This is a genomic window from Streptomyces fradiae (assembly GCF_041270065.1).
Classification (GTDB): domain Bacteria; phylum Actinomycetota; class Actinomycetes; order Streptomycetales; family Streptomycetaceae; genus Streptomyces.
Window position 1 is genome coordinate 4,939,640 of record NZ_CP065958.1, and the last position, 15,186, is coordinate 4,954,825.

General features: G+C 71.0%; 15 protein-coding genes. 8 read left to right on the top strand and 7 right to left on the bottom strand.

The window, feature by feature from the left end:
- Positions 1-53: 53 nt before the first annotated feature.
- The 5 genes from JAO84_RS22740 to JAO84_RS22760 all read right to left on the bottom strand — a co-directional run bounded on the left by JAO84_RS22740 (position 54) and on the right by JAO84_RS22760 (position 4,166).
- Entirely contained in the window at positions 54-812 is a 759-nt protein-coding gene (locus JAO84_RS22740; RefSeq protein ID WP_265867613.1) for a succinate dehydrogenase iron-sulfur subunit, read from the bottom strand.
- Positions 812-2,566, bottom strand: coding sequence for a succinate dehydrogenase flavoprotein subunit (sdhA, locus tag JAO84_RS22745; protein ID WP_370414509.1), 1,755 nt, complete (start codon positions 2,564-2,566; stop codon positions 812-814). Before sdhA ends, JAO84_RS22740 begins: the two co-directional genes overlap by 1 nt.
- A 24-nt stretch (positions 2,567-2,590) precedes the next feature.
- Positions 2,591-3,064 carry a succinate dehydrogenase hydrophobic membrane anchor subunit gene (locus JAO84_RS22750; RefSeq protein WP_265867615.1) on the bottom strand — a complete coding sequence of 158 codons (474 nt, stop codon included), beginning with the start codon at positions 3,062-3,064 and terminating at the stop codon, positions 2,591-2,593.
- A gap of 8 nt (positions 3,065-3,072) precedes the next feature.
- A complete protein-coding gene (sdhC, locus tag JAO84_RS22755) occupies positions 3,073-3,453 on the bottom strand; it encodes a succinate dehydrogenase, cytochrome b556 subunit (protein WP_128982417.1) in 381 nt (126 codons plus the stop codon).
- Positions 3,454-3,662: 209 nt separating this feature from the next.
- The gene (locus JAO84_RS22760) at positions 3,663-4,166 is read right to left on the bottom strand and encodes a 2-oxo-4-hydroxy-4-carboxy-5-ureidoimidazoline decarboxylase (protein ID WP_370416843.1); all 504 of its coding nucleotides are present in this window, start codon (positions 4,164-4,166) and stop codon (positions 3,663-3,665) included.
- A 258-nt stretch (positions 4,167-4,424) separates the two neighbouring features.
- Here JAO84_RS22760 and JAO84_RS22765 point away from each other — a divergent pair, with 258 nt between their 5' ends.
- The 3 genes from JAO84_RS22765 (at position 4,425) to JAO84_RS22775 (ending at position 7,407) form a co-directional block, all read left to right on the top strand.
- Positions 4,425-6,065: a glycoside hydrolase family 20 protein gene (locus tag JAO84_RS22765; protein WP_370414510.1), complete on the top strand. Its 1,641-nt coding sequence runs from the start codon at positions 4,425-4,427 to the stop codon at positions 6,063-6,065.
- A gap of 134 nt (positions 6,066-6,199) precedes the next feature.
- Positions 6,200-6,820, top strand: coding sequence for a DUF4328 domain-containing protein (locus tag JAO84_RS22770; RefSeq protein WP_370414511.1), 621 nt, complete (start codon positions 6,200-6,202; stop codon positions 6,818-6,820).
- Between the two features lie 65 nt (positions 6,821-6,885).
- Positions 6,886-7,407, top strand: a complete 522-nt coding sequence (locus tag JAO84_RS22775) for a hypothetical protein (RefSeq protein ID WP_370414512.1) — start codon at positions 6,886-6,888, stop codon at positions 7,405-7,407.
- A gap of 19 nt (positions 7,408-7,426) precedes the next feature.
- Here JAO84_RS22775 and JAO84_RS22780 read toward each other — a convergent pair whose 3' ends face one another.
- Positions 7,427-8,188 (bottom strand): Clp protease N-terminal domain-containing protein, encoded by a 762-nt coding sequence (locus tag JAO84_RS22780; protein ID WP_370414513.1) that lies wholly within the window; start codon positions 8,186-8,188, stop codon positions 7,427-7,429.
- Between the two features lie 398 nt (positions 8,189-8,586).
- Here JAO84_RS22780 and JAO84_RS22785 point away from each other — a divergent pair, with 398 nt between their 5' ends.
- Both JAO84_RS22785 and JAO84_RS22790 read left to right on the top strand, forming a co-directional pair.
- Positions 8,587-9,255, top strand: coding sequence for an RNA polymerase sigma factor (locus tag JAO84_RS22785; RefSeq protein WP_370416844.1), 669 nt, complete (start codon positions 8,587-8,589; stop codon positions 9,253-9,255).
- On the top strand, positions 9,255-10,328 hold the full coding sequence (locus JAO84_RS22790; protein ID WP_370414514.1) for a hypothetical protein: 1,074 nt from the start codon (positions 9,255-9,257) through the stop codon (positions 10,326-10,328). Before JAO84_RS22785 ends, JAO84_RS22790 begins: the two co-directional genes overlap by 1 nt.
- Before the next feature lie 169 nt (positions 10,329-10,497).
- On the opposite strand, the gene JAO84_RS22795 is transcribed toward JAO84_RS22790, so the two are convergent.
- Positions 10,498-11,385: a L,D-transpeptidase family protein gene (locus JAO84_RS22795; RefSeq protein ID WP_370414515.1), complete on the bottom strand. Its 888-nt coding sequence runs from the start codon at positions 11,383-11,385 to the stop codon at positions 10,498-10,500.
- A gap of 129 nt (positions 11,386-11,514) precedes the next feature.
- Between JAO84_RS22795 and JAO84_RS22800 the strand changes: the two genes are divergently transcribed.
- From JAO84_RS22800 to JAO84_RS22810, 3 genes are all read left to right on the top strand, one after another.
- Positions 11,515-13,095, top strand: a complete 1,581-nt coding sequence (locus tag JAO84_RS22800) for a methylmalonyl-CoA mutase (RefSeq protein WP_370414516.1) — start codon at positions 11,515-11,517, stop codon at positions 13,093-13,095.
- A 66-nt stretch (positions 13,096-13,161) separates the two neighbouring features.
- Positions 13,162-13,815, top strand: a complete 654-nt coding sequence (gene leuE, locus JAO84_RS22805; RefSeq protein ID WP_370414517.1) for a leucine efflux protein LeuE — start codon at positions 13,162-13,164, stop codon at positions 13,813-13,815.
- Between the two features lie 82 nt (positions 13,816-13,897).
- Positions 13,898-15,100 (top strand): RNA-guided endonuclease InsQ/TnpB family protein, encoded by a 1,203-nt coding sequence (locus JAO84_RS22810; RefSeq protein ID WP_370414518.1) that lies wholly within the window; start codon positions 13,898-13,900, stop codon positions 15,098-15,100.
- Positions 15,101-15,186: the final 86 nt, after the last annotated feature.

Here is a 15,186-nt window from a genome sequence, read left to right on the forward strand (position 1 = left end):
AGCCCGTGAGGCGCCCCAGGCGCCGAGCGGTGCGAGGGGCGCGTCGAAAAAGGCTAGAAGCGACGCGTGATCAGCGCGCGCTTGACCTCCTGGATCGCCTTCGTGACCTCGATGCCACGCGGGCAGGCGTCCGTGCAGTTGAACGTCGTGCGGCAACGCCACACGCCGTCCTTGTCGTTGAGGATCTCCAGACGCTGCTCGCCCGCCTCGTCACGCGAGTCGAAGATGAAGCGGTGCGCGTTCACGATCGCGGCCGGACCGAAGTACTGCCCGTCGTTCCAGAAGACCGGGCAGGACGACGTGCACGCGGCGCACAGGATGCACTTGGTGGTGTCGTCGAAGCGCTCGCGGTCCTCGGCGGACTGCAGGCGCTCGCGGGTCGGCTCGTTGCCCTTGGTGACCAGGAACGGCATGACGTCCCGGTACGCCTGGAAGAAGGGCTCCATGTCGACCACGAGGTCCTTCAGCACCGTGAGGCCCTTGATGGCCTCGACGGTGATCGGCTTCTCGGGGTTGATGTCCTTGATCAGCGTCTTGCAGGCGAGCCTGTTCTTGCCGTTGATCCGCATCGCGTCCGAGCCGCAGATGCCGTGCGCGCAGGAGCGACGGAAGGTCAGCGTGCCGTCCAGGTCCCACTTGATCTTGTGGAGACCGTCGAGCACGCGCTCCTTCGGGTCGATCTCGACCTGGAAGTCCTCCCAGACCGCCGCGTCCGACACCTCGGGGTTGAAGCGGCGGATCCGGAAGGTGACCGTGATGTACGGGGACGCGGCGGAGTCCTTCTCCACCTTGTCCAGAACGGGGGTAGCCATCAGTACTTACGCTCCATCGGCTGGTAGCGGGTCTGGACGACCGGCTTGTAGTCGAGACGGACGGTCTCGGAGCCGTCCTCGCCGACCTCGCGGTACGCCATGGTGTGGCGCATGAAGTTGACGTCGTCGCGGTTCGGGTAGTCCTCGCGGTAGTGACCGCCGCGGGACTCCTTGCGCGCCAGGGCCGAGATGGCCATGACCTCGGCCAGGTCGAGCAGGTTGCCCAGCTCGACGGCCTCCAGGAGGTCGGTGTTGAAGCGCTTGCCCTTGTCCTGGATGGACACGTTCTTGTAGCGCTCGCGCAGCTCGGCGACCTTCTCGACGGCCGTCTTGATGGTCTGCTCGGTGCGGAACACCATCACGTTGGCGTCCATCGTCTCCTGGAGCTCGCGGCGCAGCTCGGCGACCCGCTCGCTGCCCGTGGAGTTGCGCAGGTTCTCGATCTGCTCGACGACCTTGGCCTCCGGGTTCTCCGGCAGCTCGACGAAGTCGTGCTTGTGGGAGTACTCGGCGGCGGCGATGCCGGCGCGGCGCCCGAAGACGTTGATGTCGAGCAGCGAGTTGGTGCCGAGGCGGTTGGCGCCGTGCACCGACACGCAGGCGACCTCGCCGGCCGCGTACAGCCCCGGGACGACGGTGGTGTTGTCCGAGAGGACCTCACCCTCGACGTTGGTCGGGATGCCGCCCATGGCGTAGTGCGCGGTGGGCTGGATCGGGATCGGGTCCGTGTAGGGCTCGATGCCGAGGTAGGTGCGCGCGAACTCGGTGATGTCCGGGAGCTTGGCGTCCAGCTGCTCCGGCGGGAGGTGCGTCAGGTCCAGGTAGACGTGGTCGCCCTCGGGACCGCAGCCGCGGCCCTCGCGGATCTCCGTGTAGATGGAGCGGGACACGACGTCACGGGACGCGAGGTCCTTCATGACCGGCGCGTACTTCTCCATGAAGCGCTCGCCGTCCTTGTTGCGGAGGATGCCGCCCTCACCACGGGCGCCCTCCGTCAGCAGGATGCCCATGCGCCAGATGCCCGTCGGGTGGAACTGGAAGAACTCCATGTCCTCCAGCGGCAGACCGCGGCGGAAGCACGCGGCCTGGCCGTCACCGGTCAGGGTGTGGGCGTTGGAGGTCACCTTGAAGAACTTGCCGGTGCCGCCGGACGCGTAGATGACCGACTTCGCCTGGAAGACGTGGATCTCGCCGGTCGCCAGCTCGTAGGCCACCACACCGGCGGAGTGCTTGACGCCGTCGACCTCGGTGATCAGCTGGTCCAGGACGTAGAACTCGTTGAAGAACTCCACGCCCTCCTTGACGCAGTTCTGGAACAGCGTCTGGAGGATCATGTGGCCGGTGCGGTCGGCGGCGTAGCACGCGCGGCGGACCGGGGCCTCGCCGTGGTTGCGGGAGTGGCCGCCGAAGCGGCGCTGGTCGATCTCGCCCTTCGGGGTGCGGTTGAAGGGGAGACCCATCTTCTCCAGGTCGAGGACGGCGTCGATGGCCTCCTTCGCCAGGATCTCGGCGGCGTCCTGGTCGACCAGGTAGTCACCGCCCTTGATCGTGTCGAAGGTGTGCCACTCCCAGTTGTCCTCCTCCACGTTGGCCAGCGCGGCGGCCATGCCGCCCTGCGCGGCGCCCGTGTGGGAGCGGGTGGGGTACAGCTTCGTCAGCACGGCGGTGCGGCTGCGCTTCGTCGCCTCGATGGCGGCGCGCATGCCGGCGCCGCCGGCGCCGACGATGACGGTGTCGTACTTGTGGAACTTCATGACGTGGTTACCTCAGCCCCGTGCCTAGCGGATGTTCGGGTCGAAGGTGAAGATCACCAGCGTGCCCAGAAGGATGGTGAACACCGTGGCGGTGTACAGCAGGCCCTTGAGCCACAGGCGCGTGTTGGCCCGCTCCGCGTAGTCGTTGATGACCGTGCGGAGGCCGTTGGCGCCGTGCAGCATCGCGAGCCACAGCATCAGCAGGTCCCAGACCTGCCAGAACGGGGACGCCCAGCGGCCGGCCACGAAGGCGAAGCCGATCTTGGAGACGCCGCCGTCCAGGAAGAGCTGGATCAGCAGGTGGCCGAGGACCAGGACGACGAGGACGACGCCGGAGAGGCGCATGAAGAGCCATGCGGCCATCTCGAAGTTGCCTCGGGTCGCCCGCGGGGTCTTGCCCGTGCGCTTGCGGGGGGCCTCGATGTACGGGGCGGGGTTGTCCACGTCGTAGGACGTGGCCTCGACGGGGCCGATGGCCGAAGTGGTGTCAGCGGACATAGGTGGCGTCAGCTCCCGAACAGTTCACGTGCGGCGTGGCCGAGGACGGGGTACAGCGAGCCCGCCATCAGGACGACCCAGATGCCCACGACGGTCCAGAGCATCTGCTTCTGGTAGCGGGGGCCCTTGGCCCAGAAGTCCACGGCGATGACACGGAGACCGTTCAGCGCGTGGAAGAGGATGGCGGCGACGAGGCCGTACTCCAGCAGAGCGACGATCGGCGTCTTGTACGTCGCGACCACTTCGTCGTACGCCTCGGGGGAGACGCGGACGAGAGCGGTGTCCAGCACGTGTACGAACAGGAAGAAGAAGATGAGGACGCCGGTGACTCGGTGAGCCACCCAGGACCACATTCCTTCCCGGCCGCGGTACAGCGTTCCAGCCGGCACGGAAAAACCCTCCGGGAGCGGGGATCGGAGCCGGCCGCCAGTCTTGAAATAAGAGGTGCTCTGTCGGTCTGGCCCGGCCGGGTACGGTCCACCGGCCCCGGTCATCGTAGCCACCACTCGTGGGTTCGCTCGCGCGGGGTCCATAGGTGTGATCAAACAGGCACGGACGGACTATCGTTCAACCCTGAATCGCCGCATTCCGGACGAATTCACGAGCCGGCGACCGAACGGGTGAGGCGGCTCCGGGCGAGCCGGCGCAGCTCCTCGGCGGCGACCACCCGTTCCTCCTCCCTTTCGTTGCCGAGCCGTGACCGGATGCCCGCGAGCACCTGGTTCAGGCGTTCGCCCGCCGGAACCCCGTCCAGGCTGATGACGAACGCGTGCCCGAAGCTCGCCTCGTACGCGGCGAGGGCGGCGCCGAGCGCGGTGCGGGCGGCCGGCGGCGCGTCCGGGTGCGGCAGCGCGGCGGTCTCGCGGGCCAGCGCCTCGTCGAGGTCCGCCTTGGACAGGTCGTAGCCGGCCTCGTCGGCGGCGGCGAGCAGCGCGTCGAGGGTCGGGTACGGGCGGTGCGCCGCCACCCGTTCGGCCCAGCGGCGGCTGCCGCAGCAGCCGAGCAGCCACTGCTCGGCGAGGCCCTGCGGGGCCGCGTTGAAGCGCACGAGACCGGTGAGGTGCCGGGCGGCGGCCTGCTGGGCAGGTATCGCGGGCGGGATCGGGGTCCGGCAGGGTGCGGCGTGGGTGTCGCTGGTCAGCGGGGACTCCGGAAGCGAGACGTGAACGACGTAAACGACGTGAAGACGTGAAGGTGTCGGGGGAGATGGGTGGGGTGAGTGTGACGCCACGCTATCGGCGGGAAGGGGGGAAGTGTCCGACGGGTGCGCGAATTTCACCTGGACGAGTGGGTTTCGTCATGAGGGTGGACAAGAGGTCCGGGATGCCGGGCTTCGTGCGATGAGGGAGGATTCCGGGTGATGCGGTACTCCATACGGGGGCCCCGACGGGGCCCCGCACTCCTGGCGGCCGCGGTGGCACTGGTCACCGTGGCGGCCTGCTCCGACGGTTCCTCCTCCGCCCCGCCCGCCGGTACGGGCGCCGGGACGACCGCCCCGACCGCGGCCCCCACCTCCGCGCCGCCGCCCCCGAGCCCGACGCCGAAGCCGAGCCCGACGCCGACGAAGACGTATCCGCTGTCCGTCGCCCCGCAGGTGGTGCCCGCCGTCCGCGCCCACCAGGCGGCCCGCGGCCCCGGCTGGAAGCCGGGACCGGACACCGGCGTCGTGGTCGCCGCCAAGGACGAGGCCGCGCTCGGCGACGAGGCGAAGCTGATCGCGGGCGAGCTGCGCGTCCCGTACCGCGGCACCGCCGCCGCCCGCCCCGGCGACGTCACCCTCGCGCTCGGCGGCGGGGGTGCCGCCGAGTCGTACACCCTCACCGTCCGCGACGGCGGGATCCGCATCACCGGACCCGACCAGGCCGGCGTCTTCTACGGCACCCGCACCCTCAAACAGTCCGTCAACGCCACCGGCGCGATGCCCGAGGGCACCGTCACCGACGCCCCCGCCAAGCCGCAGCGCGGACTGATGGTCGACATCGCCCGCAAGTACTTCACCGCCGACTGGATCGAGAACCGGCTGCGCGAGATGGCCGACCTCAAGCTCAACCAGCTCGGTCTGCACTTCTCCGACGACCAGGGCTTCCGGATCGCCTCCGACACCCACCCCGAGATCGTCTCCGAACGGCATCTCAGCAAGGCCGAGGTGCGCCGGATCGTGGCCCTCGCGCAGAGCCTGCACATCCAGGTCGTCCCCGAGATCGACTCGCCCGGACACCTCGGCGCGGTCATCGACGCGCACCCCGACCTCCAGCTGGTCAGCGCGACCGGCGGCAGGCCGCGCGGCACCGTCGACATCTCCGACCCGGCCGCCGCGAAGATCGTCGACGAGCTGCTGCGCGAGTACACGGGCCTGTTCCCCGGCGCGTACTGGCACCTCGGCGGCGACGAGTACGTGGCCCTGATGGCGAAGAACCCCGAGGCGACCTATCCGGAGCTGGCCCGCGCCGCGACCGCGAAGTACGGCCCCTCGGGCCGGATCCAGGACCTGGCCACCGGCTGGCTCAACGACCGGGCGGCAGTCGTCCGCCCGACGGGCAAGGCGCTGCGCGCCTGGAACGACGGCTTCTTCGCCGGCGGCGTCACCAGCGCGGCCCCGGACCTCCAGGTCGCCTACTGGACCGGCGCCGAGATCGGGGCCCGCACCCCGACCTCGTACCTGAGCGCCGGCCGCAAGATGATCAACTACAACGACGTGTTCCTCTACTACATCCTCGGCCAGCCCCGCGGCCAGACCTATCCCACCGGCCGGCGCATCTACGAGCAGTGGACCCCGCTGGTGCTGCGCGGCACCACCCCCGTCCCCGCCCGTTACGACCCCCAGATCCTCGGCGGCAGCTTCGCCGTCTGGTGCGACCTGGCGAACGCCCAGACCGAGGCCCAGGTCGCCGCCGGCATCCGGATGCCGCTCACGGCGACCGCCCAGAAGCTGTGGGACGCCCGCCAGCCCGCGCTGAGTTGGGCGGCCTTCCAGTCGCTGGCCGCGAAGGTGCGCGGCTGACCTGGGGTTTTCAAGCCCTTTTTGCGTGGACACGGCGACGCGCGTGCCGTACGGTCCCGGACTCGGCGGCCGTGCGGCCGCCCGGCGTGCTCGGGGAGGGGGCGCCGTCTCGTCCCTGGGGGGATCGCTCCACCATGCTCAGAAATCCCAACGGCCTGTCGTACGCCGTTGTCGCCCTGCTCGCTGTCACGGCCGTCCTCGACGTCATCGCGGTGCTCGCCGCGCTCGCGCTGCGCGGGGAACCGTGGGCCGAGGGCCAGGCCGACCTGACCGTTGCCCTGTTGTCGCTGGTGCAGCTGCTGCTGTACGTCGCCACCGTGGTGCTCTGGATCGTGTGGTTCCACCGGACCCGGCTGAACGCCGAGGTCTGGGCGCCGGCGGAGCACAGCCGCACCACCGGGTGGGCGATCGGCGCCTGGTTCATCCCCTTCGCCAACCTGTGGATCCCGCGCAACATCGCGGCCGAGATCTGGCGCGCCAGCCGCCCCGACCCGTCCGCCCCCGACGCGTCGGGCGAGCTGCGGCTGCTGAACGGCTGGTGGACCCTGTTCGTGCTGGAGAACGTCGCCGACCGCATCGCGTCCCGGCTGTACGACAAGGCCGAGACCGCCGACGCGTACGTCGACGCGGCCTCGTGGCTCGCGGTGAGCAACGCGCTGAACCTCGCCGCCGCCGTCCTCGCGATCCTCTTCGTCCGCAAGCTGACCTCTATGCAGCACCTCAAGGCCACTGGCATGATTTCGGCCGCGCAGTGACGAAAAAGCGTCGGTTGGCGCAGTAAGGGAAGTACTGCGTCCGCATCGGTGGCGAGGAGGCGTCCATGACGTCCGTGACGAGCACGAGCCTGCAGGAACTGATCGACCGGGCCGACGCCCGCGCCCTCGCGGCCGCCGGACTCGCCTGTCTCGACCGGTGTCTGCCGCTGCTCGCACCGGACGGCGCGGACGTCCTGCGGCCGGTGTGGGCCGCGGTGGCCCGCGGCGACGGCGCGGCCTGGGGCGAGGCCGTCGCAAAGGCGCGGGTGGAACTGGCGGACGCCGCCGCCGGGGCCCGCGAGGACGCCGCGCCGGTGCGCGCAATGCTCGACGGGGCGCCCGCCGACTGGACCGAGGTGCCGCTGCGGGACTGGACCCGGAGCTGCTCCGAGGCGGCCCTGGCCCTGCACGCCGGACTCGACGCCAACGGGGCGGGCCCGCTGCACGCCGGTGAACTCCAGCGCCAGCGGGCCGTTCTGGAATCGGCCGCCCACGGCCCGACCGGGCTGCGCCGGGCCCGGGACCTGTCGACCGAGGGCGGGCGCGTCCTGCGCGCGGTCGTCTCGCGCAGGGCGCGCACCACCTGAGCCGGAGGCCGTACGGGCCTCAGGCCTGGTCGTCCGGCCCGGGCGCCGCGATGGACAGGGAGGCGATGGCCTCCGAGATCTCCCGCTCCGCCTTCGCCTTGTCGAGGCCGAGGCCCGCGAGCGTGCCCTTGCCGTCCTCGAACTCCAGGAGCGCGAGCAGGATGTGCTCGGTGCCGACGTAGTTGTGCCCGAGCCGCAGCGCCTCCCGGAAGGTGAGCTCCAGGACCTTCTTGGCGTCCGCGTCGTACGGGATGAGCGCGGGCACCTCCTCGACGGCCGGCGGCAGCGTCGCCGTGACCGCCTCGCGCACCTGCTCCGCGGTGACGCCCTGGCCGAGGATCCAGTGGCCCGCGAGCCCCTCGGGCTCCGCCAGCAGGCCGAGCGTCAGATGGGCCGGGACCGTCTTGTCGTTGCGGGCGGCGGAGGCCTCGTTCTGCGCGGCCATCACGACGTTGCGGGCCCGGGGCGTGAACCGGCTGAAGCCCGCGTTCGGGTCCATCTTCGCCGCGTCCCCCTCCTTGTCGTCCTTGGGGACGAAGCGCTTCTGGGCGGCCTGCCGGGTGACGCCCATGCTCTTGCCGATGTCGGTCCAGGAGGCGCCGGTCCGCCGGGCCTGGTCCACGAAGTGGCCGATGAGGTGGTCGGCGACGTCGCCGAGGTGGTCCGCCGCGATGACCGCGTCGGACAGCTGGTCGAGGGCGTCGTCCGGGTGGGTCTTCTTGATCGCCTCGATCAGGTCGTCGAGCCGCACGGGGTTGCTCATGCCGAGTGGATTCGTCATGGGTGCAACCCTAGGTTGACAGTCTTGGGCTGTCAACCATCGGTTGACAATGGTGGTGCGGCTGTCGGCAAACGGGTCGGGAAGCGGGCCGGGAAATGAAAAAAGCGCCTGGTCACAGGCGCTGAAAAAGAAGACGACCGGGGCCGCCACCCCCCACAGGAGAGGCCCCGGTCGTCGTCCGCGGAGCCGCAGCACGGCCCCGTACTCCATACAGCGCCGGGCATGCGTTTTCTGTCACACCCCGTTTCCGGCCCTCCTCCGGGGAAGTTGCGAGTTGCACAAAGAATCGGACCCGCGTGGACGCGGCGCCCGAAAAGGACGTAGCGTTCTGCTGCGCCCAAGGCGGCGTGGCGGTGACGACCAGCCGCGATGAGCGCGACGACGAACAGGTGTGGGGAGTGCTGGGGGACGAGGCGGAGCTGACGGCCGCAGTGCTCGCCGCGCAGGGCGGGGACGAGGACGCCTTCCGTACCGTGTACCGCGCGGTGCATCCCCGGCTCCTCGGCTATATACGCACCCTGGTCGGCGAGGCCGACGCGGAGGACGTGGCCTCCGAGAGCTGGCTGCAGATCGCCCGCGACCTCGACCGGTTCAGCGGCGACGCCGACCGCTTCCGCGGCTGGGCCGCGCGGATCGCCCGCAACCGCGCCCTCGACCACATCCGGATGCGCGGCCGCCGGCCCGCCGTCGGCGGCGACGAGACCGAGCTCACCGACAAGCCCGCCGACTCCGACACCGCGGGCGAGGCCCTGGAAGCCCTGGCCACCGGCCGCACCATGCACCTCATCGCCCAACTGCCGCAGGACCAGGCCGAGGCCGTCGTCCTGCGGGTCGTGGTCGGCCTGGACGCCAAGAGCGCGGCCGACACGCTCGGCAAGCGGCCCGGCGCGGTCCGTACCGCCGCCCACCGCGGTCTCAAGAAACTCGCCGAACTCCTCGGTACGGCCGGGAGCGACGATCCGGCCGGCGCACTGGACGGCGTTCCTCCGCAACGCGGTCGCCGCCCCGGCCCCGCCCGCCCCGGCGGTGTGACGCAATCGCGCGCGCGGACGCAGAAGGACATGTGATGGCCGACGAGTACCAGTGGCTCGACCAGGAGGCCGCGGAGCGGCTGCTGCGCGGCGAGTCGGTCGACCCCGTCGGCACCTCCGCGCGCGCCGAGGCGGAGCTGCTCGCCCGCGCCCTCGACACCGCCCGTACGCCCACCGCCGGCCCGCTCGCCGGCCCCGGCGGCGAACTCCCCGGCGAGGCCGCCGCCCTCGCCGCCTTCCGCAAGGCCGTCGCCGAACGCGCCGCCGCCCCGGGTTACGCGGGCCGCGCCGCCACCGCCGACCTCGGCGCCGTCCGGCTCACCCCGGCCCGCACCGGCCGGGCCTGGGGACGCTCCCTGCGGTACGGGCTCGCCGCCGCGGTCGCCGCCGTCACGGTCGGCGGCGTCGCCGTGGCCGCCGGCACCGGCGTCCTGCCGCTGACCGCCGACCCCGAACCCGGCACCTCGGTCGTGGCCGTCGACCCCTCGTCGCCCGGCTGGTCCGGCTCGCCCACCGGCGGCGCCGGCACCGCACTGCCCGGCGGACCCGACGACGGACGGCCCGGTACGCCCGGCGCCACCGACGGCACGGGCACCGCCACCGCGGGCCCCGACGCCACCGCCGGACCTGACGACCCGTCCGCCACCCCCGGCGGGAACGCCGGCGGCACGGACGGCGGCACCCAGGACGAGGAGCGCGCCAAGACCGTCAAGGCCTGCCAGGACTTCCGCTCGGGCACCCTCGGCAGCGGCGGCCGGCAGCGCCTCACCGACGCCCTGCGCAACGGCGAGACCGTGAAGCGCTACTGCGACCGGATCCTCTCCGGCACGCCCTCCGGCGCCACCACCTCCCCGTCCACCGCGGGCCGCACCTCCTCCGGCACCACCGGCAAGACCGGCGGCACCGGCAAGGACGGCACGGCCACCGGCGGTTCCGAGAGCGGCGGTTCCGACGGCGACGACAGCAGCGACCGAGGCGGCCGAGGCGACCGCGACCGGGACAAGGACCGCGACGGCTCCAAGGGCGACGGCCCGGCCAAGGGCGGCTCCCACGGCTCCGGAAAGCACGACTCCGACCGCTCGCGTACCCAGCCCCGACCCGGGGTGTGACACTTTTCGACCCCCCGGCGCAGTACTGAGTGAGCCGACTGGTCATCGGCGAGCGCATCGAGCCGGGGTTCCCCCCGTACCTTCGGCTCAGCGCACCGGCGCGGGTGGGACACGTTCCCCCGGTCCCACCCGCGCCCTCTCTACTCCCTGAGCCTCAGCCTCCAGTGCCTCACCAGTGCACGACGACCTTGTCGCCGACCTTCACCTGGTCGAAGAGCACCGCGAGCTTCGCCTTGTCCCGGACGTTGACGCAGCCGTGCGAGGCCCCGTTGTAGCCGCGGGCCGCGAAGTCCGCCGAGTAGTGCACCGCCTGGCCGCGGCTGAAGAACATCGAGTACGGCATCGGCGTGTGGTAGATCGTGGAGGTCCACTCGCGGGCCTTCCACTCCACCTTGAACTCGCCCTCGCGGGTCGGGGTGTTCTCCGAGCCGAAGCGCACGTCGAACGACGAGACGACCTTGCCGTCGATCATCCAGGCGAGCGTCCGGCTCTCCTTGCTGATGCACATCACCCGGCCGGTCATGCAGCGCGGGTCCGGCGTGTCCAGCTTGTTGCTGGTGGCCGGGCGCAGCTCGGCGGCGGTCGGCTTCCGCGTCATCCCGAGCAGCCGCTGCCAGGTCGTCTCGTCGACCGAGCCGGTCTGCGGCAGCTCCCGCTTCTTCTGGAAGCCCTTCACCGCGCCCCCGGTCATCGTCCCGTAGAAGCCGGTGGGCGCCCGGTCGAAGTAGCCGATCTGCCGCAGCCGCGCCTGGAGCTCGCGCACCTGCGCGTTCTCGTCGCCGTCCTTCATGAGGATCCGGCCCGTGGGCGGCGCGGTGGTGGCCGTGGCCGAGGGCGTGCCGGTGGACGGGGTGGCGGAAGCGGAAGGGGGGGCGGTGGCGGGGGAGGACGGCTTGTCGTCGCCCGTGCCGCTCGCCGTGGGCGCCGGCGCGGCCGTGGTCGGCGCCGGGCTGACGGTGCCCTTCCCGGGGTCGCTGCCCCCGGGCGTACAGCCGGCGGCCAGGGCCACGGCCGTGGCGGCGAGAACGACTCTGCGTATGACGGACGAACGCTTCATTTCAGCCCCCCGAAAACGACGTGTGTACACAAGGGATGCTTCCCACACCCGGGTGGTTGCGCACGTGACCGAAAAGAGACGTGCATCCTGGGAGGAAGGCGAAAAGGGTCGATCGGGAGGCACAGACACATGGCGCGCGAGTCGGAGTCCGGACTGCCCATCGAACCGGTCTACGGGCCGGACGCGCTGCGGGACTGGGACCCCGCCGAGCAGCTGGGCGAGCCCGGCGCGTACCCCTTCACCCGCGGTGTCTATCGGTCGATGTACACCGGCCGGCCGTGGACGATGCGCCAGTACGCGGGCTTCGGCACCGCCGTGGAGTCCAACACCCGCTACAAGCAGCTGATCGCCAACGGCACCATGGGCCTCTCGGTCGCCTTCGACCTGCCGACCCAGATGGGCCACGACTCGGACGCGCCGATCGCGCACGGCGAGGTCGGCAAGGTCGGCGTCGCCATCGACTCGATCGACGACATGCGGGTGCTGTTCGACGGCATCCCGCTCGACCAGGTCTCCACGTCGATGACGATCAACGCGCCCGCCGCCCTCCTGCTGCTGCTCTACCAGCTGGTCGGCGAGGAGCAGGGCGTGCCGGCGGACCGGCTGACCGGCACGATCCAGAACGACGTGCTGAAGGAGTACATCGCCCGCGGCACGTACATCTTCCCGCCGCAGCCCTCGCTCCGGCTGATCGCCGACATCTTCAAGTACTGCCGGGCCGAGATCCCCCGGTGGAACACCATCTCGATCTCCGGCTACCACATGGCGGAGGCCGGGGCCTCGCCCGCGCAGGAGATCGCCTTCACCCTCGCCGACGGCATCGAGTACGTCCGCACGGCCGTCGCCGCCGGCATGGACGTGGACGACTTCGCGCCGCGCCTCTCCTTCTTCTTCGTGGCGCGGACCACGATCCTGGAGGAGGTCGCCAAGTTCCGGGCGGCCCGCCGGATCTGGGCGCGGGTGATGCGGGAGGAGTTCGGCGCGAAGAACCCCAAGTCGCTGATGCTCCGCTTCCACACCCAGACCGCCGGGGTGCAGCTCACCGCGCAGCAGCCCGAGGTCAATCTGGTGCGGGTCGCCGTCCAGGGCCTCGCGGCGGTCCTCGGCGGCACCCAGTCGCTGCACACCAACTCCTTCGACGAGGCCATCGCGCTCCCGACGGACAAGTCGGCCCGCCTGGCGCTGCGTACCCAGCAGGTCCTCGCGTACGAGACGGACGTGACGGCCACCGTCGACCCCTTCGCCGGCTCGTACGTGGTGGAGTCGATGACCGACGAGGTCGAGGCCGCCGCCCTGGAGCTGATGCGGAAGGTGGCGGACCTGGGCGGCGCGGTGCACGCGATCGAGCGCGGCTTCCAGAAGAACGAGATCGAGCGCTCCGCGTACCGGATCGCGCAGGAGACCGACTCCGGCGAGCGGGTCGTGGTCGGCGTCAACCGCTTCACCGTGGACGTCGAGGAGCCGTACGAGCCGCTGCGCGTCGACCCGGCGATCGAGGCCCAGCAGGCCGAGCGCCTCGCCCGGCTGCGCGCCGAGCGCGACCGGGGCGCGGTGGACGCGGCCCTGGCCGAGCTCCGCAAGGCCGCGGCGGGCACGGACAACGTCCTCTACCCGATGAAGGCGGCGCTCAAGGCGCGGGCCACGGTGGGCGAGGTCTGCGACGCGCTGCGCGGGGTGTGGGGCACGTACGTCCCGACCGACGCCTTCTGACCGGCTCCGATCCCACCCGTTGAAATTTAAAGCGGAGGGTCGAAGCGGTGTGCGACACTCCGCTTCATGCTGGGTGTCACCGATCTGCCGACCTATCTCGCCGGGCTCGTCCTCATCATCCTCCTGCCGGGGCCGAACTCGCTGTACGTGCTGTCCGTCGCCGCCCGCAAGGGCACCCGGACCGGATACCAGGCCGCCGCCGGGGTGTTCACCGGCGACGCCGTCCTGATGACGCTCGCCGCCCTCGGCGCCGCCTCGCTGCTCCAGACCACCCCGCTGCTCTTCATGATCGTGAAGTACGCGGGCGCCGGCTACCTGGCCTGGATGGCGTACGGCATGCTGCGCGCCGCCCGCGAGATGTGGCGCACCCGGCACGAAGCCGTCACTGACGACGCCGCCGAGCCGGACGCGGGCCCCTCCGAGCACCCGTACCGCCGCGCGCTGATCATCAGCCTCTTCAACCCGAAGGCGATCCTCTTCCTGATCTCCTTCTTCGTGCAGTTCGTGGACCCGTCCTACGCCTACCCGGCACTCTCCTTCCTGGTCCTCGGCACCCTGCTGCAGCTCGGCAGCTTCCTCTACCTCACCACCCTCATCTTCAGCGGCACCCGCCTCGCCGCCGCCTTCCGCCGCCGCAAGCGCCTCTCCGCCGGCGCCACCACGGCCGCGGGCGCCCTCTTCCTCGGCTTCGCGGCGAAGCTCTCGCTGGCCGGCGCCTGACCCGGACAGGGGTCGCTCACTCGTTCCAGTGAATCTGCCCCTTTCGGGCAAACGAGCGGACCAGCGCCCCTAGGGTCACACCATGACGCCTCCGCCGACGCGTGGCAACGAGGGGCGCAGCCGGTACACATACCGGCTGCGCCCCTCGTCCACGGCACTCTCCGCACTGAGTGGAGAGTGGGACCGGTGCCGGTGGGTCTGGAACGAATGTGTCGCGCGGTCGAAGAAGGCCTACGCGGACGACGAGTCGTGCGGGCCGGCCCGGCTGGACCGGATGCTGACCGGGGCCCGTGCCGTCACCCCGTGGCTGGCCCGTGGATCGTCGGTGCTGCAGCAGCAGGTGATCCGTGACTTCGGCAAGGCCCGAGCGAGGGCCCTCAAGGACGTCAGGGGGCGCGTACCGGCCCGGCGACGGGCCGGGATGCCGCAGTACAAGAAGAAGCGCGCGTCCCTGCCGACACTCAACTACACACGGCGCGGATTCCGGCTCAAGGGCAGACGTCTCCACCTGGCGGGCGGGATCGTACTGTCGGTCGTCTGGTCGCGGGAGCTGCCTGCCGATCCGACTTCGGTGCGGGTGTATCGGGATGCCATCGGGCACTGGTACGCCTCGTTCGTCGTGCCGGAAACCTTCCAGCCCCTCCCGGGAACCGGTGCGATGCTCGGTGTCGACTGGGGAGTGAAGGAGATCGCAACCACCACGAGCGACGCCCACGATCTCTCGCACCCCGCATACGGCAGCAAGGCCCGGCAGAAGCTGGCCCGGTACGACCGGATGATGGCCCGGCGTAAACCGAGGAGAGGGAGCGCCCCTTCGAAGGGGTATCGGGCGGCTCGGACGCTGCGCGCGAAGGCCCATCGGAAGGTTGCCAGGCAACGCCTGGACGCCGGACGGAAGTGGGCGAAGCAGGTCGTGCGCGACCATGACGCCATTGCGGTGGAGGACTTCCGTCCCAAGTTCCTCGCCAGGACGACGATGGCACGGAAGGCCGCCGACGCGGCCATCGGCGCGACCAAGAAGGCCCTGATCGAGATGGGCCGCAAGCACGGACGGGACGTCCGTCTGGTGAACCCTGCGCACACCACCATGGACTGCGGACGCTGCGGAGCGAGAGCCAAGCACGCATTGCCGCTGTCGGAACGTACGTATACGTGCACCGCATGTGGAGCGACGTCCCCGAGGGACAAGAACTCCGCGCGCGTCATGCTCGTCCGGGCGGGTCTGGACCCGGCTGGCATCGAGGGCGTGAGACCTCCTGGAGCGCGACTCCAGGAGGCGGTCTGAGCCAGGAATCCCTGTCCTCCCGACAGGGAGCTTTCAACATCGGAGACTTCGCCGTGCTATCGGGCCACGTAGCCTCCCGGGGCGGC

Excerpts from the sequence above, each read along its gene's own strand:
- JAO84_RS22780 (WP_370414513.1), bottom strand. The coding sequence starts at position 8,188 with ATGACGAATCCACTCGGCATGAGCAACCCCGTGCGGCTCGACGACCTG.
- sdhA (WP_370414509.1), bottom strand. The coding sequence starts at position 2,566 with ATGAAGTTCCACAAGTACGACACCGTCATCGTCGGCGCCGGCGGCGCC.
- JAO84_RS22750 (WP_265867615.1), bottom strand. The coding sequence starts at position 3,064 with ATGTCCGCTGACACCACTTCGGCCATCGGCCCCGTCGAGGCCACGTCC.
- JAO84_RS22790 (WP_370414514.1), top strand. The coding sequence starts at position 9,255 with ATGGCCGACGAGTACCAGTGGCTCGACCAGGAGGCCGCGGAGCGGCTG.
- JAO84_RS22765 (WP_370414510.1), top strand. The coding sequence starts at position 4,425 with ATGCGGTACTCCATACGGGGGCCCCGACGGGGCCCCGCACTCCTGGCG.
- JAO84_RS22810 (WP_370414518.1), top strand. The coding sequence starts at position 13,898 with ATGACGCCTCCGCCGACGCGTGGCAACGAGGGGCGCAGCCGGTACACA.
- JAO84_RS22740 (WP_265867613.1), bottom strand. The coding sequence starts at position 812 with ATGGCTACCCCCGTTCTGGACAAGGTGGAGAAGGACTCCGCCGCGTCC.
- JAO84_RS22770 (WP_370414511.1), top strand. The coding sequence starts at position 6,200 with ATGCTCAGAAATCCCAACGGCCTGTCGTACGCCGTTGTCGCCCTGCTC.
- JAO84_RS22775 (WP_370414512.1), top strand. The coding sequence starts at position 6,886 with ATGACGTCCGTGACGAGCACGAGCCTGCAGGAACTGATCGACCGGGCC.
- JAO84_RS22800 (WP_370414516.1), top strand. The coding sequence starts at position 11,515 with ATGGCGCGCGAGTCGGAGTCCGGACTGCCCATCGAACCGGTCTACGGG.
- JAO84_RS22795 (WP_370414515.1), bottom strand. The coding sequence starts at position 11,385 with ATGAAGCGTTCGTCCGTCATACGCAGAGTCGTTCTCGCCGCCACGGCC.
- leuE (WP_370414517.1), top strand. The coding sequence starts at position 13,162 with ATGCTGGGTGTCACCGATCTGCCGACCTATCTCGCCGGGCTCGTCCTC.